Origin of the sequence: Mesorhizobium sp. BR1-1-6 (genome assembly GCF_020165355.1) — a bacterium.
Classification (GTDB): domain Bacteria; phylum Pseudomonadota; class Alphaproteobacteria; order Rhizobiales; family Rhizobiaceae; genus Mesorhizobium.
This window is the reverse complement of sequence record NZ_JAIUHZ010000001.1, coordinates 702,569-726,866: the sequence shown is the minus strand read 5'-3', so window position 1 is coordinate 726,866 and position 24,298 is coordinate 702,569. Positions and strand designations below refer to the sequence as shown.

Sequence of the window (24,298 nt, the reverse complement as noted above, 5' to 3'; positions counted from 1 at the left end):
TAGACCCCGGTTTGCCGGCGCATGTTAGTTCCCCCGCAGGTAACCGTTTTTGGGGTAAGAAAAAATGCCGGGGCTTGCAGGAAGGTTCGCCCGCTCTCGCGGCGGCTCAATGATGCCGCTGTTCTTCATCAGCCTGGTGCCGCTGGTCACCGTCGTCGGCTTCTCGGTCGATTATACGTCGGCGGTCCAGACCCGGTCCAACATGCAGCAGGCGCTCGACGCGGCGACGCTGGCCATCACTACGCTGCCGAAGACGACGGCGCTGGCGGCCCGCCAGCAGATGCTCCGGGACACCTTTGCCGCCAATGGCGGGCAAGGCACAGCCACGCTGGTGAGCTTCACCATCGCGGCCAACGGCACCGCCACGGCGCAGGCCTCGGCAAGCTTCGCCATGCCGACCGACTTCATGCAGATCGCCAGGATCAACACCGTGCCGGTCGGCGTCACCTCGGCGGTCAACAAGGCGCCGGCCCTGGTGCAGACCACCTTCAAGATCGAGAAGGCGTCGGGCTGGTGGGACAAGACCATGTATCTCTACGGCACGCGATTCGGCTCGACCACGAAGCAGAAGCTGATGCAGATCAGCTATGTCTACAACAAGGGCGGCGATCCCAAGGGCTATGGCACCACCACCGTCTCAACCGTCAGCGGCACCACGCTTACCCAGGTGCAGCAGCAGGTGTGCAACACCACGACGGTCGCCAATTTCAACAACACGCCCTCCGGCGCCATCACCAGCACCGACGGCAACGGCGTCATGCGGCAGACCGTCTGCACCACCAGCCCGGCCAACAGCACCGGCGCGGTCATCGACGTCAGCCAGATGGACCAGCTCTATCTCGAGATGGACGTGCCTTCCGCCGCGACGGCCAAACCGGCTCAGCCGACCACGCTCAGGTCGAACGACCCTAAAACCTCGGACCGGCTCTATATCGGCACCAGCCCGACCGACATGCCCGAAATCGCCACGGGCCAGACCGTCGATATCTTCACCGCCGTGCCGTGCGGCCAGACAGGCTACCAGGCCTGGGAAGACGGCGGCTCGGCCGTGCCGGCGCCTGTCGTCAACGCCGACTTCTTCTACACCGTGATGGGCAAATGCGACTTCAACCAGCGCCCCTCGCAAACGGTGCTGACGCAGTAGAGGCGAAGCTGCCGATCTCCCCCCTCGTGGGGGAGATGGCCGGCAGGCCAGAGGGGGGCGCTGCCCCGCCGGCCTTGCCTGGGTCCACGGAACTCGTCCTCCACTTTCCCGATCTGCCGCCTACTCTTTGCCGTCGCGACAACGGCTGTCGAACCGCGTCCAGGTAGGTGCTCTACGACGCCCCCCTCTGTCCTGCCGGACATCTCCCCCACGAGGGGGGAGATCGGCTGTCGCGACGGCCTTTGCCAATCTCCGGCCTCTTGGAGTCCGACCAACCTTCATCACAAACCAGTGAGCGCTGTAACGAAGCGATAATTGGCGGCGAAGTGGGGACATCAGCGGCGCATCGCGGCGCCGTCGCCCACGGAGCAATCCCATGTCGCAAGCCAAACGCAGCAGGTTCCTCGCAGTGTCCAGCCTGGGCGCGCTTGCGCTCGCGGCGTCGCTCGGTGCGGCCGCGGCGCAGCCGCTTACCGTTGTCGAGCTGTTCACCAGCCAAGGCTGTTCGTCCTGCCCGCCGGCCAATGCCAATTTGATCAAGGTCAAGGACCAGCCCGGCGTGCTGGCGCTGTCCTTCAATGTCACCTACTGGGACTATCTCGGCTGGAAGGACATTTTCGGCCGGCAGGAGTTCACGCAACGTCAGGTGAGCTACGAGCCGCCGCTCGGCCGTGACGGGCCGTTCACGCCGCAGGTGGTGGTCAACGGCCGTGCCGATGCGGTCGGCGCCGCGCCCGGCGAGATCGAACGGCTGATTGCGGCGAGCGGACGCATCAAGGGACCGTCGCTGTCGCTCGATCGCGGCAAGGCCAGCATCGGCGCGGGGAGCGTGCCGGGCGGCAAAGCCGACATCTGGCTGGTGCGCTATGCCAGGGGCGTCGTCGAGGTGCCCGTGGCGCGCGGCGAGAACACCGGCCGCACCTTGCCGCACGGCAATGTCGTGCATGCGCTGAAGAAGCTCGGCAGCTGGACCGGAGAGGCGACGACGCTCGACGTGCCGGCGGCCGCCGATGGCCTCAGCACCGCCGTGCTGGTGCAGTCGCCCGGCGGCGGGCCGATCCTGGCCGCCGCCGCCGATTAGCTTACCTCCGGGAACTTCCCGTTTGCGGGGAGAGACCATCAGAAATTGCGCAACGCCGCGCCTGCGGCGCCGCAACAGCCGGCCGCCGCGAGGGCGCGCCACCCAACCAAGGAGACCATCATGACCGTTCTTTCCCGCCTGACGCTGCCGGCGCTTGCGCTCGCTTTGTGCTCGACGGCATTGCTGGCCGGCGGCATCGCCCGTGCCGACGAGGCCACCAACGCCATGAAACCCGCCGCGGACGCGATGAAACCGGCAACCGATGCGATGAAGCCGGCCGACCCGATGGCCACAAATGCCATGAAGCCCGCCGCCGATGCGATGAAACCGGCGGACGCCATGAAACCGGCGACTGACGCGATGAAGCCGGCGACGGATGCGATGAAGCCTGCCAACTAGGTCAAGCCGCGGCGGAGAGTTAGGCACCCGCTGGGGCCGCACGAGAATGTGAGCCTCCGCCGCAACTCGCGCATCGCACCGGCTCCGCTAATTCAATAGACTGGACCCTATGCAAGCTATGAGGAGTGCAACCATGACCGACATCAAGAACCGTTCGAGCGGCTTCGTCCGCGGCGCGCTCGCAGCTTTCGCGCTCGCCGTCGCGGGCGCCGCCTTCTGGCTCACCCCAGCGGTTTCGGCGGAAGACGCCGTGGTGATCCCGCCACCGGCGCTGGATGAAAAGGCCGCGGGCGGCAGCGAGACGGCAGTCTTCGCCGGCGGCTGCTTCTGGGGCGTGCAGGGCGTGTTCCAGCACGTCAAGGGCGTCACCAAGGCGGTCTCGGGCTATACCGGCGGCGCCAAGGACGACGCCGTCTACGAGACGGTCGGCACCGGCCGCACCGGCCATGCCGAATCCGTCGAGATCACCTACGACCCCTCCAAAGTCACCTATGGCCAGCTGCTGCAGGTGTATTTCTCGGTCGCCCACAATCCGACCCAGCTCAACTATCAGGGGCCCGACTCCGGCACGCAGTACCGCTCGACGATCTTCGCCGAGAACGACGCGCAGAAGAAGATCGCGCAGAGCTACATCGCCCAGCTCGACCAGGCCAAGCTGTTTTCCAAGCCCATCGTCACCACGATCGAAACCGGCAAGACCTTCTACCCGGCCGAGGAGTACCACCAGGACTTCCTGACGCTCAACCCGACCTATCCCTACATCGTCTACAACGACCTGCCCAAGGTGGCGAATTTGAAGACGCTGTTCCCGCAGCTTTACAGCGACAAGCCGGTGCTGGTGCTGTCGGCGAGCAATTGAGTCTTCGCAGGGTGAGAAGAACGACAGGTCGGCGGGACGGCGCCCCCCTCTGCCCTGCCGGGCATCTCCCCCACGAGGGGGGAGATCGGCGGCCTCGCCGTCCCGCCCCGCTGTCAACGTTAGAAATTGGCGAAAGCCGTCGCGACATCCAATCTCCCCCCTCGTGGGGGAGATGGCCGGCAGGCCAGAGGGGGGGCGCGAGGGATCGCGGCCTCTCCTGCGAAGAAGGCTACACCCTCTTCCGCCACGGCAGGCTCCACCGCGCCTTCTCCAGCGAGGCCTTGGCTTCGACCATGGCCGGGGCGGCCTGGGCTTCGCGGTACTGCACCGAGCCCGGCGGCGGATAGGGCAGGCTGTCGTTGAGCTCCAGCCTGTCGAGCTGGCTGAAATCGGGGAAAGGCAGTTTTTCCTCCTCACGCCAGGCGCTGACCCGCTTTTCCGCGGCGATGCGCTTTTCCTGGTCGAGCGGCAGGTCGGCGGCGCTGTATTCCAACTGCGCCGGGAAGGCGAACTGGGCGCCGGCCTCGTCCATCACCGCGATCATCGACAGCAATATGTCCTCGCGGATGGCGAGAAACTCCGAGCCATCCGCGGTCGTGATGTAGGTGAAGACCTCGATGTCGAGTGAATAGGGGCCGAAGCCGACGAAGCGCACGCGGCACGGGTCGTCGATGACGCGCGGATGAGCGATCAGGAGCTTGCGCAGCGCCGCCAGCGTGTAGCGCAGCTGGTCGGGCGTCGTCTCGTAGCGCAGCTGCAGCGTGGTGGCGAAGCGGGTGCGGTCGCGATGGGCGTAGTTCTCGATCTGCATGCCGGCGAAGTCGGAATTGGGCACCGAGATCACCGTGCGGTCGACCGAGCGGATGCGGGTCGAGCGCATGCCGATATGCTCGATGGTGCCGGACTGGTTGCCGAATTTGCAGAAGTCGCCGACGCTGACCGGCCGGTCGGCATAGAGCGTCAGGCCGGAAAGAAAATTCTGCAGCGTCGGCTGCGCCGCCAGCGCCACCGCCAGGCCGCCAATGCCGAGGCCAGCCAGCACGCCCTGATAGGGGATCGCCAGCACCTCGGCCAGGAGCAGGAAGGCGACCACCAGGGCGGCGATGCGCGCCACGCCGGTCAGCAGCGAGATCAGCGTCTCGTGGTAGCCGGGCACGTTGAAGGTGGCGCGGTAGCGCTCGGCGATCTTGCCGATCAGGTGCCAGACGACGGGAACCGCGCCGATCAGGATCAGGCTCCAGGCCGCCGCCTTGGCGGATGCCGCGATCACCTGCGGCAAGCCGAGCGGCCGCAGCGCAAACAGCAGGAACAGACCGAGGAAGATCGAGCGCACCGCCCATTCGACGACGCGGAAGAAGCCGGCCCGCCCCGAACTCCTGCCGCGGCGGGCGAAGAACACGATGACGGCGTTGGCAAGGAAGCCGAAGGCGATGCCGGCAAGCACGGCAATGCCGAGCCCCAGCCATTGCCAGCGTTCGATCGGCCCGGCGCGGGTCAAAAGGGCAGGGCTGATCTCACGGGCAAGGCCCCTCGTGGCGAAGAAGGGATCGTTGCTGGCGAAGGCGGTGAATTCCGGCGCCACCGGCGCATCCTCGATATCGGCATAGAGCGTGCGGATGTTGGCCAGCGTTTCCGGCGTGAATTTCCACAGCTTGCCGCCTTTCTCAGTCCCCACCGGAGCGACGACGATGTTGCCGGCCGGGTGCTCGAAATACACATAGGGCGTGTTGCTTTGGGGATCGTCGGGAATTTCCTGCCAGTAGACGTAGCCGATGCGGTCGATGACTTTCTTGAGATAGCTCTCGAGCAGAACCGCCTCGTCGGACCGCACCGCCGGATTGTAACCGCGCATGTCGAGCGCCGTTTGCGTCGAACCGCCATTCTGGTCGGCGATGCCGCCGAGCAGCATCTTGAACGTGTCGCGCGGCGAGGCGAGCTTGGCCGGATCGTCGACCATGTCGGGGGCTTCGCCACGCGCCGCCTGGAACTCGGCGAGCTTGGCCTGCAGCACGGCGAGCTGCGGCCCGACGATGAACCATTCGCCGGCCTTGCGGCGGAAGGTGACGTCGAAGAAAACCTTGCTGCCATATTGCTGCAGCCTGGCTGTCACCTCGTCGCCGGGGATCGCATCATGCGGCAGGTTCCACAGGCGCAAGGTGGCGTTGTCGATCACCGAAAACAGGAGCTTGGTGTAATCGGGCATGTTGAGGCCGCCGCGATCGGCCTCCGTGACGTCGACGAGGCCGGCCGCCAGCGCGGCAAGGCCCATGCCGCCGCCGGTGGCGCGCGGCACATTGTCGGCGCCGCTCTCGTTCATGGTCTGCAAGAATGAGCGCATCGTCGTCATGGGGCTGGTCTGGTCGACCTTGAGGGTCTCGGCGGCGTCGACGCGCACGCCCGTCCACCATTCGGCGGTGGCGGATTCGAAACGGCCCATGAAGCTCGCGCCGTCCGGCGCCATGACGAAGCTGAACTCGCCCTGGCGACTGCCCTCGAACCAGCGGCCGAACAGCTTTTCGCCTTGGGCCTTGGCTTCGATGCGGCCGTCATACAGGGGATAGACGCCCTTCACCTCGGCGCCGTCCTGCTCGAAGGTGATCTGGGCGCCGCCGCCGCGCCATTTGGTGTCCCAGACACCGGCCCAGTTGGCCGTCTGCTGGGCATGAGCGGGCTGAATGACAGGCAGCAGGCCGGCCAGCACGAGCGCGGCGATCAGCGTGACCAGGCGGATCAGGACCAGAGCAACCCCAGGAAAGCGGCGTAGCGATTTTCTTGGGAAAGATGCGTAGCGCTGCCGCGCCTGCGGATCGTGTTCTATCGAGGCAACCGGGACACCGCGCATTGCATTGCCCTTCTTCTCGGACCGCTGCCATCAGGCCGCAGCATGTCGCGGAAGGTTATTGCGCGTGAAGATGAATATTGTCTTTCCGGCCGGCGACAGGCGGCAGGCGGAGGCGATGATTTCGCGCCGTCGCCTGGCCCTTCAATCGTAGGTCAGGTCCCTCGCCTTGCCGCCGAACACGCGGTAGGCATAGAAGGAATAGAAGATGATGATCGGCAGCACGACCACGGTGCCGGCCAGGATGATGGCCAGGCTTTCGGGTGCGGAAGCCGCCTGCCAGATGGTCAGCCTGTCGGGCACCACGAACGGATAGAACGACCAGGCGAGCCCGGCAAAGCCCAGCGCGAAGATGGCGGCCAAGGTCAGGAACGGCGTCAGCGAATGGCGGTCGTCGGGCCTGGGCAGATGAGAGGTCTGCCGCCACAGCCACAGGAACAGCAGCGCCGACAGGATCGGCAGCGGCGACAGATAGAGCATTTCGGGCAGGACGAACCATTTGGCGAAGATGCGCGGGCTGGCGAAGGGCGTGGCCAGCGACACGGCAGCCATGCCGAGCGCGGTCAGCACCAATGTGGTGCGCAGCCAGCGCACCGCCTTCTTCTGCAAGTCGCCTTCGGCCTTGTAGATGACCCAGGCCGCCCCCATCGCGGCGTAGGCCGCCGCCAGGCAGAACGCCACCAGCACGCCGAACGCCATGCCCCCCAGGCCGAAGTCGAGGCCAAGCACATAGACGCCCAGCATATAGCCTTGCGCCAGCGAGGCGATGAGCGAGCCGAGGAAGAAGATGCGGTTCCAGCGGTGCTTGCGCTCGGTCGCCACCTTGGCGCGGAAGTCGAAGGCGACGCCGCGCAGGATGAGGCCGACCAGGAGCACGAACACCGGGATATAGAGCGCGCTGAGGATGACGCCATGCGCCATCGGAAAGGCGACCAGCAGAAGGCCGACGGCCAGCACCAGCCAGGTCTCGTTGGCATCCCAGAACGGGCCGATGGCGGCGATCATGGTGTCCTGCTCGGCGTCCTCGGCCGCCGCGAACAGGATGCCGATGCCGAGATCGAAGCCGTCGAGAATGACGTAGATCAGGATGGCGAGGCCCATCAGGCCGGCGAAGATGAGGGGGAGCAGGATCGGCCAGTCATAGGTCATTTCTCTCTCTCTCCTACTCGCCAGCCGCGGGCTGCGACATCGGCTTGTTGAGCACGCCCGGCAGCGGCGAGGTGTCGCCGTCCTTGGCCGCCTTCAGCGCCAGGTGGACCAGAACGCCGAGATAGGCGATCAGCAACAGCACGTAGAGAGCGAGATAGACGGCCAGCGTCAGCGCCACATGGCTGCCGGCCACCGGGCCGACGGCGTCGGCGGTCCTCAGCACGCCCGTCACCAGCCAGGGCTGGCGGCCGATCTCCGTCGTATACCAGCCGGCGAGCGTCGCCACCCAACCGGAGATGGTCATCGGCACCATGAGCAGCGCCAGCGGCCTCGGCAAGCCATGACGGCGCTTGAGGAAGAAGGCGGCCGACCAGGAGACGGCGAGCATCAACAGGCCCGTGCCGACCATGACGCGAAAACCCCAGAACACCGGGAAGACGGGCGGATGGTTGCCGGGATAGTCGTTGAGCCCCGGCACCACACCGCCGGCGCTGTGCCGCAGGATCCAGCTCGCCCCGTCGGGAATGGTCACCTCGAACCTGTTTTCCCTGGCCGCTTCATCCGGAATGGCAAACAGCACCAGCGGCACGTTGGGGCCGGTGTTCCAGTTGGCCTCCATGGCGGCGATCTTCTGCGGCTGGTGCTCGAGCGTGTTCAGGCCGTGCTGGTCGCCGGCAAGGATCTGGATGGGGATGAGGATGGCGGCGGTGAAGACGCCGGTGCGCAGCGCCTTCCACATCGATTCCGAGCGGTCGCCCTTGAGGTAACGCAGCGCCGACAGGCCGGCGATGAGAAACGATACCGTAAGCCCGGAGGCGAGCAGCATATGGACGAGACGGTAGGGCATGGAGGGGTTGAAGAGGATCGCCCACCAGTCGACGGCGTGGGCGACGCCGTCGCGCATCTCGAAGCCGACCGGCGTCTGCATCCACGAGTTCAGCGCGATGATCCAGAAGGCAGACACGGTGGTGCCGCCGGCCACCAGCACGGTCGCCAGCGTGTGGATGCGGTTGGAAACGCGGCGGAAGCCAAACAGCATAATGCCGAGGAAGGCTGCCTCGAGGAAAAAGGCGGTGAGGATTTCGTAGGCCAGCAGCGGCCCGGCGATGTTGCCGACCGTTTCCATGTAGCCCGGCCAGTTGGTGCCGAACTGAAAGCTCATGGTGACGCCGGAAACCACGCCCATGGCGAAGGACAATGCGAACACCTTCACCCAGGTGAAATAGGCGCGCATCCAGGCCGAATCATTGGTCGCGTTGTAGCGGAGCTTGAAGAAAAGCAGCACCCAGCCGAGTGCGATGGTGATGGCTGGAAACAGAATATGAAACGAAATATTCGCACCGAACTGGATGCGCGAAAGGATGAGCGGGTCCATGGCGGGCTCCGGCTGCTTCTAATAAGCGGAGAATAGGCTTGTAGGGCCAGCCGGTCAAAGCGGCGTCCCGCCGCGAGGCGGAACGCCGCAGCGCCATGCGGCGGCAATGTCGAGAACTGTCAGCAGCGGCATTGACTTGCGGTTGCATGCGGCGACATTCGTCCTATATCTGGGGTCCTCTTTCAAGCAGCCGTTTTCAGCCATGCAGCCTGTCATCTCCATTTCCGGGGTCACCAAGACCTACGCCACCGGCTTCAAGGCGCTGAAGGAAATCAATCTCGATATCGAGCGCGGCGAGATTTTCGCGCTGCTTGGCCCCAACGGCGCCGGCAAGACGACGCTGATCTCCATCGTCTGCGGCATCGTCAACCGTTCGTCTGGCAGCGTCACGGTGGATGGCCACGACATCACCAGAGACTATCGCGCCGCGCGCGGCCTGATCGGGCTGGTGCCGCAGGAACTGACCATCGATGCCTTCGAGAGCGTCTGGGCGACGGTCAACTACAGCCGCGGCCTGTTCGGCAAGCCGGCAAACCATGCCTTTGTCGAGAAGGTGCTGCGCGACCTGTCGCTGTGGGACAAGAAGGACGCCAAGGCGATCACGCTTTCGGGCGGCATGAAGCGGCGGCTGATGATCGCCAAGGCGCTGTCGCACGAACCGCGCGTGCTGTTCCTCGACGAGCCGACGGCCGGCGTCGACGTCGAACTGCGCCAGGACATGTGGGCGATGGTGCGGCGGCTGCGCGAGGACGGCGTCACCATCATTCTCACCACCCACTATATCGAGGAAGCCGAGGCGATGGCCGACCGCGTCGGCGTCATCAACCGCGGCGAGATCATCCTGGTCGAGGGCAAGGCCGAACTGATGCGCAAGCTCGGCCGCAAGCGCCTGGTGATGGAACTGCGCAGCCCGCTCGGCGCCATTCCGGACGCCTTCTCGCACTACGCCCTGGAATTGTCGCCGGATGGCGGGCAGATCACCTACACCTATGACAACCAGAGCGACCGGCCGGGCGTGGCGTCGCTGATCCGCGATCTCGAGGCCGCCGACATCCAGTTCCGCGACCTGGACACGCAGAACAGTTCGCTGGAGGAGATCTTCGTCAATCTTCTGAGGCAAGAGCCATGAACCTGCGCGCGGTATGGGCGATCTACCGGGTGGAGATGGCGCGCGCGCTGCGCACCGTTTTGCAGAGCATCGTCTCGCCCGTGCTGTCGACGTCGCTGTATTTCGTCGTCTTCGGCTCGGCCATCGGTTCGCGCATCACCGAGATCGACGGCATCAGCTACGGCGCCTTCATCGTGCCCGGGCTGATCATGCTGTCGCTTTTGACGCAGTCGATCTCCAACGCCTCCTTCGCCATCTACTTCCCGAAATTCGTCGGCTCGATCTACGAGCTGTTGTCGGCTCCGGTCTCCTATCTCGAGATCGTCCTCGCCTATGTCGGGGGCGCCGCCACAAAGTCGATCATCCTCGGCCTGATCATCCTGGCGACGGCCTCGCTGTTCGTGCCGCTCTCGATCCAGCATCCGTTCTGGATGCTGGCCTTCCTGGTGCTGACGGCGGTGACCTTCAGCCTGTTCGGCTTCATCATCGGAATCTGGGCCAGGAGCTTCGAGCAGTTGCAACTGGTGCCGCTGCTGATCATCACGCCGCTGACCTTCCTCGGTGGCAGCTTCTATTCCATCAACATGCTGCCGGGCGCCTGGCGCACGGTGACGCTGTTCAATCCGGTCGTCTATCTGATCAGCGGCTTCCGCTGGAGCTTTTTCGGAAAATCGGACGTTTCGGTCGGCATCAGCCTCGGCATGACCGTGGTTTTTCTGCTGATCTGCGTGGCGACCGTCGCCTGGATATTCAGGACCGGCTACCGGCTGAGGAATTGAGGGGCGAAGCCACGCTGAGCCGCGGTCAGAGCTAGATCGCCTTCACCAGCCGCAGCAGGCCCAGCATCTCGACATAGGTTCCCTTACGGAAGGCGACGTAGACCGGCTCCTCGATGCCGTGGAAACGACGCTTGAACGCCGCCTGCCCCTGCAGGTTGAAGCGGCGGCGGTTGACCCAGGGCGAATCATAGGCGCGCTGGAAGGCGTTGCGCCAGAAATCGCTTTCGGCGAATCCGCTGGGGCCGACGTCGACCAGCGGCGACAGCCCGAGCGTGACGACCGAAATGCCTTCCTCGCGAAAGCGGTCGACGGCGAATTTGGTCAGGCCGACCTCGGCATGCGGCGAGGCGTCGATGTGCTTGCGCTTGAAGGCTGTGGTGTAGCCGATGACCTTGCCGCCGCGAAACAGCGGATCGAAGTCGAGCAGGGCGACCAGTTCGCCATCGGGGCCGTGCAGCACGAAGCGGCGCATGTCGACGCCCACATGATCGGCGAAGTGCCGGTTGAGGAAGCCCATTTCCCAACGCTTGACGATGCGGTCGCCGCGCCAGTTCGCCGAAAGCCGGGAGATCTCGTCGAGAAAGATCGTCCGCTTGTCCTCGGCGAACGAAAAGCCCTTCTTCAACAGCCAGCGCTCGGAGTAGCGCACGGTTTCGTTGCGCTTGCCGGAAAAATCGTGTTCGGGCAGCGGCAGACGGGTGTCGATGCCCAGCCGGTTGACCTTGTAGCCGAGCCCGGCCAGCACCCGCGCCGACTGTTCGCCGATCTGCACGAACCAGGGGCTGCCGGCGGTCTCGACGAAGCGCCTGATGTAGTCGGCCCGATGGGCCGGATCGGCGACCGGGTCACCGAGCGCGAAATGATGCTTCATCTTGGTGCCGAAAGCGATGTAGCCGTCGGCGTCGCCGAAATAGGAGAGCCTGCCTTGCACGGCGGAGGAGTAGGCGAGTGAGAAGTCGCCGTGGCGGCGCACCAGCGCCAGCCGTTCGGCATGGGTGAACGCCTGGCGCTCGACCTTTGGCGAGGCACGCTCGAGGATTTTGTCGAGATAGATCCGCAAGGAGGGCATGGGTCGAGATTCCGCGTGCATCTGCGGCGCGCACCCGGGTACGCTATACGCCGTGGCGCCTTGATTTTGCACAGGAAGCCGAAAAAAGCGTTTCGAGGACTTCGGATTCCTGTACCGGTAACAGAGATCCGCCAGCCCCCGGATCTCGAATCAATCACATTGCCGCGACCTGATTATCGCCGATCTCGCGTATATGCCATATAGGACGCAACCGCGGTGCGGCGCATGGCCTCGAAATCCGGGGCCGATCTGCTGTATGGATCATGCGCGGGAGGGCGTTCTGCCGGTGTCGGCGGAAGCGCCACAAGGGTGGAATGGGGTTCGTGAGCGAATGGCAGATACGACAATCAGACCGGCAGCGCACCAGACGGTAACCATCGAACCGGCGATCGTCATCGGCGCCGGCGCCGCCGGTCTCGCGGCAGCGCAGGCCTTGGTAAAGGCCGGCGTGGCGACGGCGATCCTGGAAAAGGAGAGCCGGCTGGCGGAGCCATGGCATCGGCGTCACCAGCAGCTGCGCCTCAATACTCACCGCGACCTTTCGGCACTTCCCGGCCTTGCCTATCCGAAGGGCACGCTCGCCTTCCCCCACAGAACCGCCGTCATCCGCTATCTGAACGATTTCAGCGAGGCGAACCGGCTGCCGGTGGAGCTCGGCGTCGCCGTCGAGGCGGTCCTGTTCCGGGGCGACCACTGGGCGATAGAAACCAGCGCCGGGAAGCGCCTGGCGCGCCACGTCGTGATCGCCACCGGCCGCGACAGACAGCCGTTCATCCCCGAATGGAAAGGAATGCGGGATTTCGCCGGCCGCATCATCCATTCGGCGGATTTCGGCGACGCGAAGGACTATGCCGGCAAGAAGGTGCTGGTCGTCGGCGCCGGCAATTCGGGTATAGACGCGCTCAACCACCTGGCCCAGGCAAGCACCGCCTCGCTGTGGCTGTCGGCCCGCAATGGTCCGTCGGTCCTGCCCAAGCGCATCGGCAAGATTGCCGTGCACCGGCTGTCGCCGCTGATGGCGCGGTTGCCTTTGCGGGTCGCCGATGCGGTGATCGCCTTGACGCAACGGCTGGTTTTCGGCGACCTGACGAAATTCGGCGTGCCGCCGGCACCGGTGGGCGGCGCCAGCCGCCTGACCACCGACTACACCGCGATCGCCGCCGACGAGGGCGCGATCGACGCCATCCGCTCGGGCAGGATCACCGTCGTGCCGGCGGTGCGGGAATTCACCCGCGACGGCGTCATCCTGGCCAATGGCAGCCTGATCGATCCCGACATCGTCATTGCCGCGACGGGATACCGCACCGGGCTTGAGCAGATGGTCGGCGATCTCGGCGTGCTCGACGGCAAGGGCGTTCCGCTGTTCAATGGCGGGGATGCCGATCCGAAACTGCCTGGCCTCTGGTTCACCGGCATGCGGCCGAGCATCCGCGGCTGCTTCGCCAACGCCGCCATCCAGGCCAAGGCGATCGCCGAGCGGATTGCCCGGCGGATCGCCAATTCCGGCCCCTGAACCGGGCTGGAGGTTCGTTTTACGCGTCGGACGGAACCCCACTTTCCTGGAATTGCCCTCTAAATCGCGATCTTGCCGCCGCCTTGCCTGGTAATGGCGACGACCGCCGGCCGCACCGGCATGTCCGGCTTGAAATCGGGCCAGCGCGTCGACGGATCCTCATAATAGGACGGGCGGCCGAACGCCTCCCAATCCTCGCCGCCGTCGCCTGGATGCTGGACGGCGACGAAGGCGGTCTGATCGTCGGGCGCAAACAGCGGCCCGCACATTTCAGCGCCGATCGGCACGCGGAAAAACAGTTTTGACGTCGCGCGCGCCGGCCCTTCGGTGTCGACCGCCCACAGGCCGTCGGTGCGGCCGGTGGTCTTCGGGCCCTGGCCGTCGGTGGCGACCCACAGGCGCCCGGCCGAATCGACCGCGCAATTGTCGGGCATGCCGAACCAGCCATTGGCCGTGGTGGCGGTGGAGAAGGTGGCGCCGACATCGGCAACCGCTGGATCGCCGCATTTCAGGAGCACCTCCCAATTGCCCCTGGTGCCGGCGAAATCGCCGCCATCCTCCGATATCTCGATGATATGGCCGAAGGCGTTATCGGCGCGCGGGTTGGCGGCGTCGACCTGATCGGCCTTGCGCTTGGAATTGTTGGTCAGCATGACATAGACCTTGCCGTTGATACGATTGGGCTGGATGTCCTCGGGACGGTCCATCTTGGTGGCGCCGAGCAGGTCGGCGGCACGCCGCGTCTCGATCAACACGTCGGCCTGGCCGGCAAAGCCGTTCTCAGGTGTCAGCGGACCCTGGCCGAAGACGATCGGCAGCCAGTCCACCGTACCGTCCGCGGCGAATTTGGCGACATGCAGCGTGCCGTCGTCGAGCAGGTTCATGTTGGCGGCGCGGTCGTCCGGATCGAAACGGCCCGCGGTGACGAATTTGTAGACGTACTCGAAGCGCTCGTCGTCGCCGAGATAGAAGACGACGCGGCCATCCTTGGCGATGATCGATTCGGCGCCTTCATGCTTAAAGCGGCCCATTGCGGTGCGCTTCCTCGGCGTGGATGTCGGATCGTTGACGTCGACCTCTACGATCCAGCCGAAACGGTTGGGCTCGTTCGGCTCCTTGGCGAGGTCGAAGCGATCGTAATGCGCGCCCCATTCATAGGCGCCTTCCGGAATGCCGAGGCGCTTGTAGTTGGCGGCTTCCTTATGGCCTTCCGGCAGTTCACCGGAGAAATAGCCATGGATGTTCTCCTCGGCCATGACATAGGTGCCCCAGGGCGTGACGCCGCCGGCGCAGTTGTTGAATGTGCCGATGACCTTGGTGCCGGATGGGTCGGCATTGGTCTTGACGCGGTCATGGCCGGCGACCGGGCCCGACAGCGCCATTTCGGTGTTGGAGGTGATGCGGCGGTTCAACTTGCCGTCGCGCACCACCTGCCACTTGCCGCCTTCCTTGCGGATCTCGACGATGGTGCCGCCATGTGCCGCCATCTCGACATCGACCTGCTCCTTCGAGAGCGGCGTGAGTTCGGCCGCCTTCTTGCCGTCCTTCTCGACTATCTTGACGATACCCGGGAACATCAGATGCGGATTGGTGTATTCGTGGTTGACGACCAGCAGGCCGTGCTCCGCGGAGCCATCGATCCCGATATAGCCGACATAGTCGTTGTTGTAGCCGAATTGTCTTGCCTGGGCCTCAGCCGACTGTCTGGCCGGGTCGAACTCCGGCGAATCGGCAAACAGCGGATCGCCCCAGCGCAACAGCACGTCGGCATCGTAGCCCGGCGCGACGTGGTGCTTGTCGTCGATACCGGCTTCGAGTTCATCGAACGAGAAAGCCGAACCCTCGGCGGCACGCGCATCGTCGGCGGCCACGAGCGCCAGCGGGCTGACGGTGGCGGCGATGGCCGAGACGGCCAGCGAGCACTTGAGGAAGGCGCGGCGGGAGAACCGCTCGGCAATGATTTCGCCCATGGTGCGGTTTTCGGTGGGGTTGGTCGCCGGACCGTCGTTTTCCTCAAGCAGGCTGGTGCGGAATCTGGCGTCGGGCGAACGATGGTCGGTCATGGGTCTGCCTCTGGCTGGATGGCTGGAGCGTGTCACGCGTTTCGACCCCTTATAGACGATCGGTCACACTTTCGTGACATTCGTGCACCCGCCAACTTGACCGCGAACCTCGCGCCACATCCGGTTTGAAACTCGGACCAAGGTCCTAAACCGATCAGGGCGAAGGTCCGGATTGCCGCGGCATCGGTCGTGGGCCACTTACACGAACACGCCATGTCGCCGATGATCGCGTACCTGCACGAGATGGCCTCTGAATTTTGCCGGCCCGATCAAGTGAGGGACTGATGCGCAGCTCGATCATGGCTCATTGTTGCTGGCTGGCCCTGAGAGCAGTGCCGGCACTGGCGCTGACCATAGCCCCCTATCACCTCGATTTTCACGGTTCCGCCGCAGGCATTGTCGCGTCCAGCGCCCAAGCCAAGCCTGGTGGGAACAGCGGTAGTGGCGGTAACGGCAATGGCGGCAATGGAAATAACGGCGGCAGCAACAATGGCAACGCCGGAGGCAACAATGGCAACGCTGGCGGCAACAATGGCAACGCTGGCGGCAACGGGAACAATGGCGGCGGCAACAACGGCAAGGGGAAGGGTGCCAACAGCTCCGGCAAGCATGTGAATGCAACAACCGGCGATCGTGTCGAAATAGGCGACAACAAGATCGTGGTGCAGCACCCTAACGGCTTCGGCGAAGAGATCGAGAAGGGTCGCTTCAAAATGACCGACGCTCTGGGCCGCACGATCGTCGAGCGCCCTGCGACGGCGGCGGATATAAGCCGCCTCAAGGGGTTGTAGAGCGGGCAATAGGCATCGCCCGCTTTACGTGTCACCTCCGCCGCCCCCCGGCGGAGGTGACCTTGTCGCTCCGGCCCCGTATAGGGGCCGTCTTTTTTGCCCTGGAGCGTTCCGCTGCTGCACCGCGCTTCAGGTTTTCATTTATGCGTGTCGTTATCCCAAACCGGGGATCCCTTGCGGCCGACCAGGATTAGCTGCCGGCCCGATCCCGCGCTTCGCGCATCAGCAGCGCCGCCTCGGTGCGATTGCGGACGTTGAGCTTGGACAGCACACCGGTCATGTGATGCTTGACCGTTTTTTCCTGCAGTGCCAGCCGCAGCGCCACTTCCTTGTTGCTCAGCCCTTCCGCCACCAGCTGCAGGATCTCGGCCTCGCGTCCGGTGAGCTGACGCAGGCGATCCGTCCTGCCGTTGGCCGGCTGCAGCGATTGCAGGTCCGAAAGCAGGCGAGCCGACAGGGTCGGCGACACATAGGTCTCGCCGGCCGCGACACCATGCAGGATTTCGGCCAGCATGCGCGAGCCGACCCCCTTCAGCACATAGCCGCGCACACCGGCGTTCAGCGCCCGCGCCACGTCGGCATTGGCCTCCGAGACCGTCAGCATGACGATCTTCTGTCCGGGATTGGCACCCAGTATGCCGGCCACCGACGCAAGGCCGTCACCCGGCATGCTGATGTCGAGCAGCAGTATGTCGGGCTGCAAAGTCGAGGCGATGCGTTCGGCATCCTGCGCCGTGGCGCCCTGGGCCACCATTTCGAAGCCGCCGATCTCCGACAGGCTGCGGGTAACGCCTTCGCGAAACAGCGGGTGGTCGTCGACAATGGCGACACGGATGGTACCGATCATGGTTGATCCTCGACGGCTAGCGTAATCATCAATCGTGTTCCCTGTGGCCCGGTCGTGGTCTCGAACTGGCCACCAATGCTTTCGATACGTTCCCTGATGCCGGCGAGCCCCAGGCCCTCGGCTCGCCTTGGGTCGAATCCAGGCCCGCCATCCGACACTTCAACGAAGAACTTGCCGCCTGTCATCCCGGCCTTCACCTCCTGATCCTTGCCCTGCCCATGACGATAAGCGTTGTTCAGCCCCTCCTGGACGAAGCGATAGATGCTGATCTTCTCCGAAGCGCCCAGTTCGGGCAACTGCCTGGATAGGGTCAGCGCCACGGAACTGCGGGTCCTGCGTTGATGCTCGTCGACGGCAAGACGCAGAATGTCGCCGGTCGCGGCCGTTTCTATCTGCGGCAGGACGAGGCCGTTGCAGATGCCGCGGATTTCACGCATCGCGTCGTCCAGCGCCATGCGGATCATGGCGATCTCGGCGTTACGGCTGTCGCTGGAGGCACCCTCGCCGGAAATGGCGGGGCTGTCCACACGCAGCGCCGCCAGCGCGACGAGCTGAGCCGGCCCGTCGTGAAGGTCGGCGCCGATGCGACGCAAGTATCGTTCATTGAGCGCCGTGGCACGGCGCGACGCCTGCTGGACGCGCAGGCGCAGCGCCCGGTTTTGCGAAACCAGCGCCTGCAGCTCGGAGACCTGACCCTGCAGAACGCCGCGCTGCTTGTCGATGGTGCGGCTGCCACGTATGACGATCCCCGACAACAGCAGCAGCGCCGTCAGCGTGGCGCCGGCCACGATCAGCCAGCTCGACAGCAAGGCGGAAGCCAGAGCCGCCTGGAAATCGTCGGCGATCTCGTAGAATTCGGTGACGGCGACCACCTCGCCCGACCAGGGTTCGCGGACTGGATTGTAGATTTCCAGCAGCGGCACGCCCGCGGCCCTCTCCTCCTTGTCGTCCTCGTCGCCTAGCTCGTTGAACTCGGCGACGACATTCCCGGCGAAGGCGGCACGCAGGTTGGCGCTCGGGCCGAACTGCCGGCCGATCAAGGCCGTGTCCTTCGAATACAGCACCGTGCCGTCCCGACGCCACAACTTGAAGGAAAACAGCCGTTTGCCGAGCGCGCCTTGGCCGAGGGTCTCGTCAAGCGCCCGTTTGACGGCGTCATCGAGCTGATGGTTCGTGCGCAGATCGGGGAGCAGCGGAGCGATCACACTGTCGACATAAAGGGCAGTCGTGGCCGCCGAATTGTGGAGCACGCTTTCGCGGATTTGCGCGGTGACCCAGAAGCCGACCACCAGCATCACCGCAAGCAGCCCGAAGCCGCCGGCAATGATGAACTGCAGCGCCAGCGTAAGCCCGTTCCAGCGCCGCGACAAGGTTTCGAGAAATCGCACGCCACGCTCCTCGCCCCCACCCGCAGGGGCAGGGTAGTGGCCGCGACTTTGGCGCTTCGGTCCTGCCGACACAAGAGCCTGGTCCCACGGCAGCTGCTTGACGTCCCGACGCGCTTGCGAAACAAGGCACGGACGACCGGCATCAATATCGAGGGCAGGGTGAGTTTTTCGGGGTTACTTCAGCTCGGTCTTTCGACCGTGATCTTTCTGCTGGCGGCGGCGGCCGCCAAGCAATGGGGGATGGCGCCCAGCCTGGGCAAGATCGTGCTGACGCTTGCGCTCTATTCGCTGGGCAACCTGATCATGCTGCGGCTGATTCGCGAGTTCGGCATGTCGGTGTCGTTCAGCCTGTCGGCCGTCATCCAGCTGGTATCGGTCAATCTGGTGGCCCTGATATTCTTCGGCGAGCGCATCAATACGCTGCAAGCGGCCGGCATCGTGCTGGCGATTGCCGCCGTGGCGCTGATCACGCTCGGGCCCTATGTGCAAGGGCGATGACCGGCAAACCATGGTTGCGAAACGAGGTCCGATGAGAACTGCGGCAAAGGCTCTGCTGAGCCGGGTCGAATTCCCGGTGCTGCTGGCCGGCCTTGTCGTCGCCGCCGGCCTGTGGGGCTTCGTGGAGTTGATGGAGGTGGCACGGGCCACCACGCCGCACGCCTTCGACGCTGAAATCATGCTTGCCTTCCGCCAGGCCGGCCAACCCGGTATCCCGATCGGCCCGCCATGGATGGAAGGGGCGATGCGCGACATCACCAGCCTCGGCAGCACCAGCGTGCTGGTGCTGATCACGGCGGCGACGATCATCTATCTGCTGTTGATCCGCAGGCCCGGGACCGCGCTTCTCATCTTCGTCGCCGTGGCGGGCGGCCAGATGCTGTCGAGCCTGCTGAAGCTCGGCGTCGACCGGCCGCGGCCGGAGCTCGTCTCGCATCTGGTCAACGAGACCTCGCTTTCCTTCCCGAGCGGCCACGCGATGCTTTCGGCGGTGACCTATCTCACATTGGGCTCGCTTGCGGCGCGCTTCCTGCAGGGCCGGACGACGAAGATCTATGTTCTGGCGCTCGCCGTGCTGACGACGGTGCTGGTCGGCATCAGCCGCATCTATCTCGGCGTCCACTGGCCGTCGGACGTGCTGGCCGGCTGGTGCGCGGGCTTTGCCTGGGCCATGCTGTGCTGGTTGGCGGCAAGGGTCCTGCAACGGCGCAGGGTGGTGCGTGACGACGTCTGACGACGCTCGACCGGGAAGCGGTCAGATCAGCCGGTTGATCAAGTGTCCGCAGCCCGTTAGCAGAAGGACCACCGATACCAGGCATGCCGATGTCGTCAATGTCTTGAAAATGGTCAACCACGTTATCCCCTGCCCCAGATGGAACACCATAGCTCTCAATGCTCGGAAAGTATCCGAAAAATGCTCGATAGCGATGATGATCAAGGCTCAAGCGTGCATGCTGATGCTTGAAACATCATAATGATCGTATTATACATCATATCCGCAGACTCAGACGGGGATCCCGGCCGATGATCACTGCCGCGCAGATGCGCGCCGCGAGGGCGCTGGCCGGCATCGATCAGAAGACGCTCGCCGAGCGCGCCGGCGTTTCGCTTCCCACCATCCAGCGCATGGAAGCGAGCGACGGCGTGGTCAGGGGTGTGGTCGATACGCTGATGAAGGTCATCCAGGCCCTCGACGAGGCCGGGGTGGAGCTGATCGGCGAGAATCAACCCAGTGAGCGCGGCGGCCGGGGCGTGCGCCTCAAGCCTGCCGTGCCGCCCAATCCGAAAGCTGAGCCGGCATAAGTCGCGACGGCGACCGCCGACAGTCCTGCCGACGATCCCGCCGCCTTTCAGGTGCGGAAGCAGTCCATGGACGAGATCGGGCAGACACTCAACGAAACCGCGCGCAAACCGACCCATGGGCCGGCAAAGCCGACTTTTTCCGAACTGTTCACACCGAAACTGGTGACGGTCTGGCGCGAAGGCTACAGGCTCGAACATCTCAGGGCCGATGCCATTGCCGGGCTGACCGTCGCCATCGTCGCCTTGCCGCTGTCGATGGCAATCGCCATCGCATCAGGGGTGACGCCGGAGCGCGGGCTCTACACATCGATCATCGGCGGCTTCATCATCTCGGCGTTCGGCGGCAGCCGTTTCCAGATCGGTGGCCCCGCGGGCGCCTTCATCGTGCTGGTGGCGGCGACGGTCGCGCGGGTCGGCGTGGACGGGCTGTTGCTGGCGACGATGATGGCCGGCATCTTCCTCATCGCCATCGGCTATCTGCGGCTCGGCACCTACATAAAGTTCATTCCCTATCCGGTGACGGTCGGCTTTACCGCCGGTATCGCCGTCATCATCTTCTCGGGCCAGATCGTCGAACTGTTCGGGCTGAAGCTCGCCGGCAAGGAGCCAGGCCCGCTGGTGCCGAAGCTGACGGCGATCGGCGAGGCGGCCGGCACGATCAATCTCGCGGCGACCTTCGTGGCGGTGCTGACAATCGCAACCATCGCTTTCCTGAAGCGCTGGCGGCCGAAATGGCCGGCGATGTTGATCGCCATCGGTCTGGCGTCGCTCGCGGTGGCGCTGTTTGCGCTGCCGGCCGAGACGATCGGCACGCGCTTTGGCGGGATCCCGCGCAGCCTGCAATGGCCGGCGCTTCCCCCCGTCAGCCTCGACAGGATGATCGACGTGCTGCCGGACGCCATCGCCTTCGCGTTGCTGGGCGCCATCGAATCCTTGCTGTCGGCCGTCGTCGCCGACGGCATGACCGGCCGCCGGCACCGTTCCAACTGCGAACTGGTGGCGCAAGGCTTCGCCAACATCGCCTCGGCCCTGTTCGGCGGCATCTGCACCACCGGCACCATTGCCCGTACCGCCACCAATGTGCGGGCCGGCGCGCACGGGCCGGTTTCGGGCATGATCCACTCCATGATCCTGCTCGTCCTGATGCTGGCGGCAGCGCCGCTCGCCAGCTACATCCCGCTCTCCGCCCTCGCCGGCGTGCTGGCGGTGGTGTGCTGGAACATGTTCGAGAAGCAGGCTTTCGCCACGCTGCTGCGCGCCTCGCGCGGCGATGCGCTGGTGCTGATGGCCACCTTCCTGATCGTGGTCTTCCGCGACTTGACCGAAGGCATCGTCGTCGGATTCGCGCTGGGCTCGATCCTGTTCATCGACCGCATGGCGAAATCCATCGCCGTCGAGGCCGACCAGACGCTGGTGCCTGAGGACGTCGCCGACCGCGAGAGCGTCTATGATTCCAGGGACGCGACCGACGCCGACACCGTCGTCTACCGCATCTCCGGCGCATTCTTCTTCGGCGCCGCTTCGACCGTCGGCGCGGTGCTCGACCGCATCGCCGACCAGCGCAAGAACTTCATCCTCGACTGCTCGGCGGTGCCGTTCTTCGATTCGACCGCGGCCAATGTCATCGAGGGTGCGGCGCACAAGGCCAGGCGCGCCGGCGTGCGCTTTGTCATATCTGGCGCTTCGCCGCAGACAAGACGCACGCTGATCAACCACGGCCTCAAGCGCCCGCTGGTGACCTACGCCGCCTCGATCCGGGCAGCGCAGGCGCAGTTGGAGGGAAAAAGGGCAGCGCAGTAGCTTGCATTCTTCTTCCTTTCAACGCGCCGGGAAGCACCTCTCATGGGTTGAGCGATCGTGAACCGCTGACAAACGGACTTCCCCGGACGTAAAATCGCAGCAGGCGGTCGGCATCCTTCGAAATGCCGATCCGAACGCTCTGCCCGATTTCGCCGGGGTCGCGGCCATCGCTTGCAAGCCATAGAGGGCCTTCCCGGCAAAGATCGAGCCCGTCGAGCGAACGGTCGATCCGCAACGCCATGGCGAGCCTTCCCGGTCCTCGCGCCAGGTCACGCAGGCGCTCGATGCCGCGATTGAGCTGCATGATCGGAATGCCGTCGAGCGGCTCCAGTGCCCTGATCAGGACGCCGGTTCCGATGCCGGGCATCTCGCTCGAGACATTCAGCATGTATGAGATGCCGTAGGCGAGATAGACATAGGCATGCCCGCGCTCGAGGAACAGCGAGCGGTTGCGCGGGGTCATTCCCCGGTAGCCGTGCCCGGCAGCATCGCCGGCGACATACGCCTCGGTCTCGACGATGCGGCCGCTGGCAATGCCTTCGGGCAATTCCCGGACCACGATCTTGCCGATGAGATAGCGCGCGAGAGCGGCCGTATCGTGCGGCAGTTCCGAGCGGGCGAGCGGGCGGCGGACGACCATCCTCATGGCGGCTGGTTTTAGATCCGCCCGGCCCATGTGGCAAAGACTCTCGTGAGTCCGCTCGGGATATCTGGCTTCTCAATCGAGCTTCAGCGCCGCGACTTCGCCCTCGTTCATCAGGGGGGCATAGAGGATCGACTTGCCGTCGGTGCGGATGCCGGTGCGCGAATGGAGGGCCAGCCCCTGCCCGCGAGCCATCCAAGGCGAATGACCGCATGACCGGCGATTAATGCCCTCGCGTCACCTCGCCGCCAATTCCTCCGCGGGCGGAGCGCCGGCAAGATCGTCGCGCGCCTTGCGGGCCAGCTTCTTCGTCGAGCGCCTGGGACTGTCGCCGAACAGTTCGGCCGCCTCGGCAAGGCAGGATTTCCTCAGGCTCTTTTCGGAATGCTTCAGGAGTTTGCCAAGGAGTTTCGTATCCCCGGGCGGTCCAAGCGGCTCGCCGCCGGCCTCCAGCATCGCCCGCATGACGAAGACGTCGTGCAGTTCGCCGAGTTGCTCTGCGAGCTTGTCGACCGCCTTGCGACGAGCCTTGATTGGCGTCGGCCACAGGCGGCCGAGCAGCGACAGATGCATGCTGTGGGTCTTGGCCGCCTTGCGCAGGTCGTGGAAATCCTCGGCCCCGCCGCTCGAGGCCGCCTTGTCCAGTGCTTTGCGCGCGCGCCGCAATGTGGCGCGGGCGCCCTCGGCCAGAATGTCGGCGGCCCGCTCCGGCTGGTCCGGCAAGGACAGGCTGTCGACGCGTTCGAGGCCCTCCTGGCAGGCGGCGATGGCAGCTTTTATGGCCGCATCGAGACCGGCGCCGGCATGAAGCGCGTGCTGGCGCATCACCAGGCGATCGCGGGCGGGGCCGAGGCCGTGACCGGCGCTTTGCCCCGGAAAGGCGTCGGCCAGGCGGTCGATCGTCTCGATCAAGGCGGTCGCCTCGCGCGGTCCGGCGAGCAGTGCCGAGACCTGCTTGTAGCACTCGTTCTCCGTACGGCAGAATGTTTCGTCACCGGAACGAACGAGGTGTAACAAGGCGCGCACGCTCTTCAGTCGTTTGCGGGATTTGTGCAGTCCCTGCTCCGGCCTGTCATGCGCCGTGTCGAGATGAGCAAGCGCCTTGCCGATTTCCTCGGCCAGGATACGCCTGACCTCGCCGGTCAGCGGCAGGCGCGGATCGATGCGAAAGCTCATGCGGCGATCTCCGGAATCCCCCCGAGGGCGAGCGACGCGTTGTAGAATTTCTGTTCGCCAGTCACTTCGCGGCCGAGCCAGTCTGGCAGCATTTCGTCCGGGACATCGTCCGGTGTCTCGAGTTCGGCCATCACAAGCCCCGCCAGCGCGCCGCCGAAGACATCGACTTCGTAGAGATAGCCGCCATGCCTAACATGGTGACGTGTCTTCTCGATGACACGCCCGATGGCGAAGCCGAGCATCTCCACGGCGTCGGCCAGCGGAATGGGATATTCGAATTCGTCGCGCTCGCGCGCCTTGCTGCCGAATTTGAGCGTCAACCTGGCCGAGGCGCCGTCACTGATGCGCACGCGCACCGTGCGTCCCGGCGCGGCGGCGAGATAGAACTGGAGGATGCGGATGTCCGCCTCGACCAGATCCCGCCATGCCGTGCCGGAGACCAGGAACTTGCGCTCGACTTCCTTGCCCATGGCCG

The 24,298-nt window shown here is 65.0% G+C and carries 22 protein-coding genes; 12 read left to right on the top strand and 10 right to left on the bottom strand.

Annotated features, from left to right (window positions below; all coding sequences use genetic code 11):
- Positions 1-109: 109 nt before the first annotated feature.
- The 4 genes from LB545_RS03595 to msrA all read left to right on the top strand — a co-directional run bounded on the left by LB545_RS03595 (position 110) and on the right by msrA (position 3,483).
- The gene (locus LB545_RS03595) at positions 110-1,144 is read left to right on the top strand and encodes a TadE/TadG family type IV pilus assembly protein (protein WP_318012524.1); all 1,035 of its coding nucleotides are present in this window, start codon (positions 110-112) and stop codon (positions 1,142-1,144) included.
- Between the two features lie 376 nt (positions 1,145-1,520).
- Positions 1,521-2,225, top strand: coding sequence for a DUF1223 domain-containing protein (locus LB545_RS03590; protein ID WP_224704433.1), 705 nt, complete (start codon positions 1,521-1,523; stop codon positions 2,223-2,225).
- Positions 2,226-2,345: 120 nt separating this feature from the next.
- The gene (locus LB545_RS03585; RefSeq protein WP_140559132.1) at positions 2,346-2,624 is read left to right on the top strand and encodes a hypothetical protein; all 279 of its coding nucleotides are present in this window, start codon (positions 2,346-2,348) and stop codon (positions 2,622-2,624) included.
- A gap of 133 nt (positions 2,625-2,757) precedes the next feature.
- Positions 2,758-3,483 (top strand): peptide-methionine (S)-S-oxide reductase MsrA, encoded by a 726-nt coding sequence (gene msrA, locus LB545_RS03580; protein WP_224704432.1) that lies wholly within the window; start codon positions 2,758-2,760, stop codon positions 3,481-3,483.
- A 229-nt stretch (positions 3,484-3,712) separates the two neighbouring features.
- Here msrA and LB545_RS03575 read toward each other — a convergent pair whose 3' ends face one another.
- The 3 genes from LB545_RS03575 to LB545_RS03565 form a co-directional block, all read right to left on the bottom strand.
- Entirely contained in the window at positions 3,713-6,325 is a 2,613-nt protein-coding gene (locus tag LB545_RS03575) for a mechanosensitive ion channel family protein (protein ID WP_224704431.1), read from the bottom strand.
- Between the two features lie 141 nt (positions 6,326-6,466).
- Positions 6,467-7,471 carry a cytochrome d ubiquinol oxidase subunit II gene (locus LB545_RS03570; RefSeq protein WP_140672356.1) on the bottom strand — a complete coding sequence of 335 codons (1,005 nt, stop codon included), beginning with the start codon at positions 7,469-7,471 and terminating at the stop codon, positions 6,467-6,469.
- 13 nt (positions 7,472-7,484) lie between these two features.
- On the bottom strand, positions 7,485-8,846 hold the full coding sequence (locus LB545_RS03565) for a cytochrome ubiquinol oxidase subunit I (RefSeq protein WP_140672357.1): 1,362 nt from the start codon (positions 8,844-8,846) through the stop codon (positions 7,485-7,487).
- Positions 8,847-9,048: 202 nt separating this feature from the next.
- Between LB545_RS03565 and LB545_RS03560 the strand changes: the two genes are divergently transcribed.
- A complete protein-coding gene (locus tag LB545_RS03560; RefSeq protein ID WP_140655140.1) occupies positions 9,049-9,975 on the top strand; it encodes an ABC transporter ATP-binding protein in 927 nt (308 codons plus the stop codon).
- Complete coding sequence (locus LB545_RS03555) at positions 9,972-10,733, top strand: ABC transporter permease (protein ID WP_140491741.1); 762 nt, start codon at positions 9,972-9,974, stop codon at positions 10,731-10,733. Before LB545_RS03560 ends, LB545_RS03555 begins: the two co-directional genes overlap by 4 nt.
- Before the next feature lie 31 nt (positions 10,734-10,764).
- On the opposite strand, the gene LB545_RS03550 is transcribed toward LB545_RS03555, so the two are convergent.
- A complete protein-coding gene (locus LB545_RS03550; RefSeq protein WP_140491743.1) occupies positions 10,765-11,802 on the bottom strand; it encodes a phosphatidylglycerol lysyltransferase domain-containing protein in 1,038 nt (345 codons plus the stop codon).
- Positions 11,803-12,133: 331 nt separating this feature from the next.
- Here LB545_RS03550 and LB545_RS03545 point away from each other — a divergent pair, with 331 nt between their 5' ends.
- Positions 12,134-13,315: a flavin-containing monooxygenase gene (locus tag LB545_RS03545; protein ID WP_140625289.1), complete on the top strand. Its 1,182-nt coding sequence runs from the start codon at positions 12,134-12,136 to the stop codon at positions 13,313-13,315.
- Between the two features lie 59 nt (positions 13,316-13,374).
- On the opposite strand, the gene LB545_RS03540 is transcribed toward LB545_RS03545, so the two are convergent.
- On the bottom strand, positions 13,375-15,378 hold the full coding sequence (locus LB545_RS03540; RefSeq protein WP_224704430.1) for a PhoX family protein: 2,004 nt from the start codon (positions 15,376-15,378) through the stop codon (positions 13,375-13,377).
- A gap of 284 nt (positions 15,379-15,662) precedes the next feature.
- On the opposite strand from LB545_RS03540, the gene LB545_RS03535 reads away from it, so the two are divergent.
- The gene (locus tag LB545_RS03535) at positions 15,663-16,169 is read left to right on the top strand and encodes a hypothetical protein (RefSeq protein WP_224704429.1); all 507 of its coding nucleotides are present in this window, start codon (positions 15,663-15,665) and stop codon (positions 16,167-16,169) included.
- Positions 16,170-16,359: 190 nt separating this feature from the next.
- Here the strand turns inward: LB545_RS03535 and LB545_RS03530 are convergent, their stop codons facing one another.
- Together LB545_RS03530 and LB545_RS03525 are read right to left on the bottom strand one after the other, a co-directional pair.
- Positions 16,360-17,016, bottom strand: a complete 657-nt coding sequence (locus tag LB545_RS03530; RefSeq protein WP_140491751.1) for a response regulator — start codon at positions 17,014-17,016, stop codon at positions 16,360-16,362.
- Positions 17,013-18,404, bottom strand: a complete 1,392-nt coding sequence (locus tag LB545_RS03525; RefSeq protein ID WP_140491753.1) for a sensor histidine kinase — start codon at positions 18,402-18,404, stop codon at positions 17,013-17,015. The genes LB545_RS03530 and LB545_RS03525 overlap by 4 nt, the downstream gene beginning before the upstream one ends.
- Before the next feature lie 159 nt (positions 18,405-18,563).
- On the opposite strand from LB545_RS03525, the gene LB545_RS03520 reads away from it, so the two are divergent.
- The 4 genes from LB545_RS03520 to LB545_RS03505 all read left to right on the top strand — a co-directional run bounded on the left by LB545_RS03520 (position 18,564) and on the right by LB545_RS03505 (position 22,004).
- The gene (locus LB545_RS03520) at positions 18,564-18,902 is read left to right on the top strand and encodes a hypothetical protein (protein WP_140493450.1); all 339 of its coding nucleotides are present in this window, start codon (positions 18,564-18,566) and stop codon (positions 18,900-18,902) included.
- 31 nt (positions 18,903-18,933) lie between these two features.
- Positions 18,934-19,635: a phosphatase PAP2 family protein gene (locus LB545_RS03515; protein ID WP_140563805.1), complete on the top strand. Its 702-nt coding sequence runs from the start codon at positions 18,934-18,936 to the stop codon at positions 19,633-19,635.
- Positions 19,636-19,925: 290 nt separating this feature from the next.
- On the top strand, positions 19,926-20,204 hold the full coding sequence (locus LB545_RS03510; RefSeq protein ID WP_140491757.1) for a helix-turn-helix domain-containing protein: 279 nt from the start codon (positions 19,926-19,928) through the stop codon (positions 20,202-20,204).
- 66 nt (positions 20,205-20,270) lie between these two features.
- Positions 20,271-22,004, top strand: coding sequence for a SulP family inorganic anion transporter (locus tag LB545_RS03505; protein WP_140491759.1), 1,734 nt, complete (start codon positions 20,271-20,273; stop codon positions 22,002-22,004).
- 40 nt (positions 22,005-22,044) lie between these two features.
- Here LB545_RS03505 and LB545_RS03500 read toward each other — a convergent pair whose 3' ends face one another.
- The 3 genes from LB545_RS03500 to LB545_RS03490 form a co-directional block, all read right to left on the bottom strand.
- On the bottom strand, positions 22,045-22,650 hold the full coding sequence (locus tag LB545_RS03500) for a DNA-3-methyladenine glycosylase (protein WP_411971062.1): 606 nt from the start codon (positions 22,648-22,650) through the stop codon (positions 22,045-22,047).
- A 234-nt stretch (positions 22,651-22,884) separates the two neighbouring features.
- On the bottom strand, positions 22,885-23,823 hold the full coding sequence (locus LB545_RS03495; RefSeq protein ID WP_224704426.1) for a CHAD domain-containing protein: 939 nt from the start codon (positions 23,821-23,823) through the stop codon (positions 22,885-22,887).
- Positions 23,820-24,293, bottom strand: coding sequence for a CYTH domain-containing protein (locus LB545_RS03490; RefSeq protein ID WP_140625294.1), 474 nt, complete (start codon positions 24,291-24,293; stop codon positions 23,820-23,822). Before LB545_RS03490 ends, LB545_RS03495 begins: the two co-directional genes overlap by 4 nt.
- Positions 24,294-24,298 lie beyond the last annotated feature (5 nt).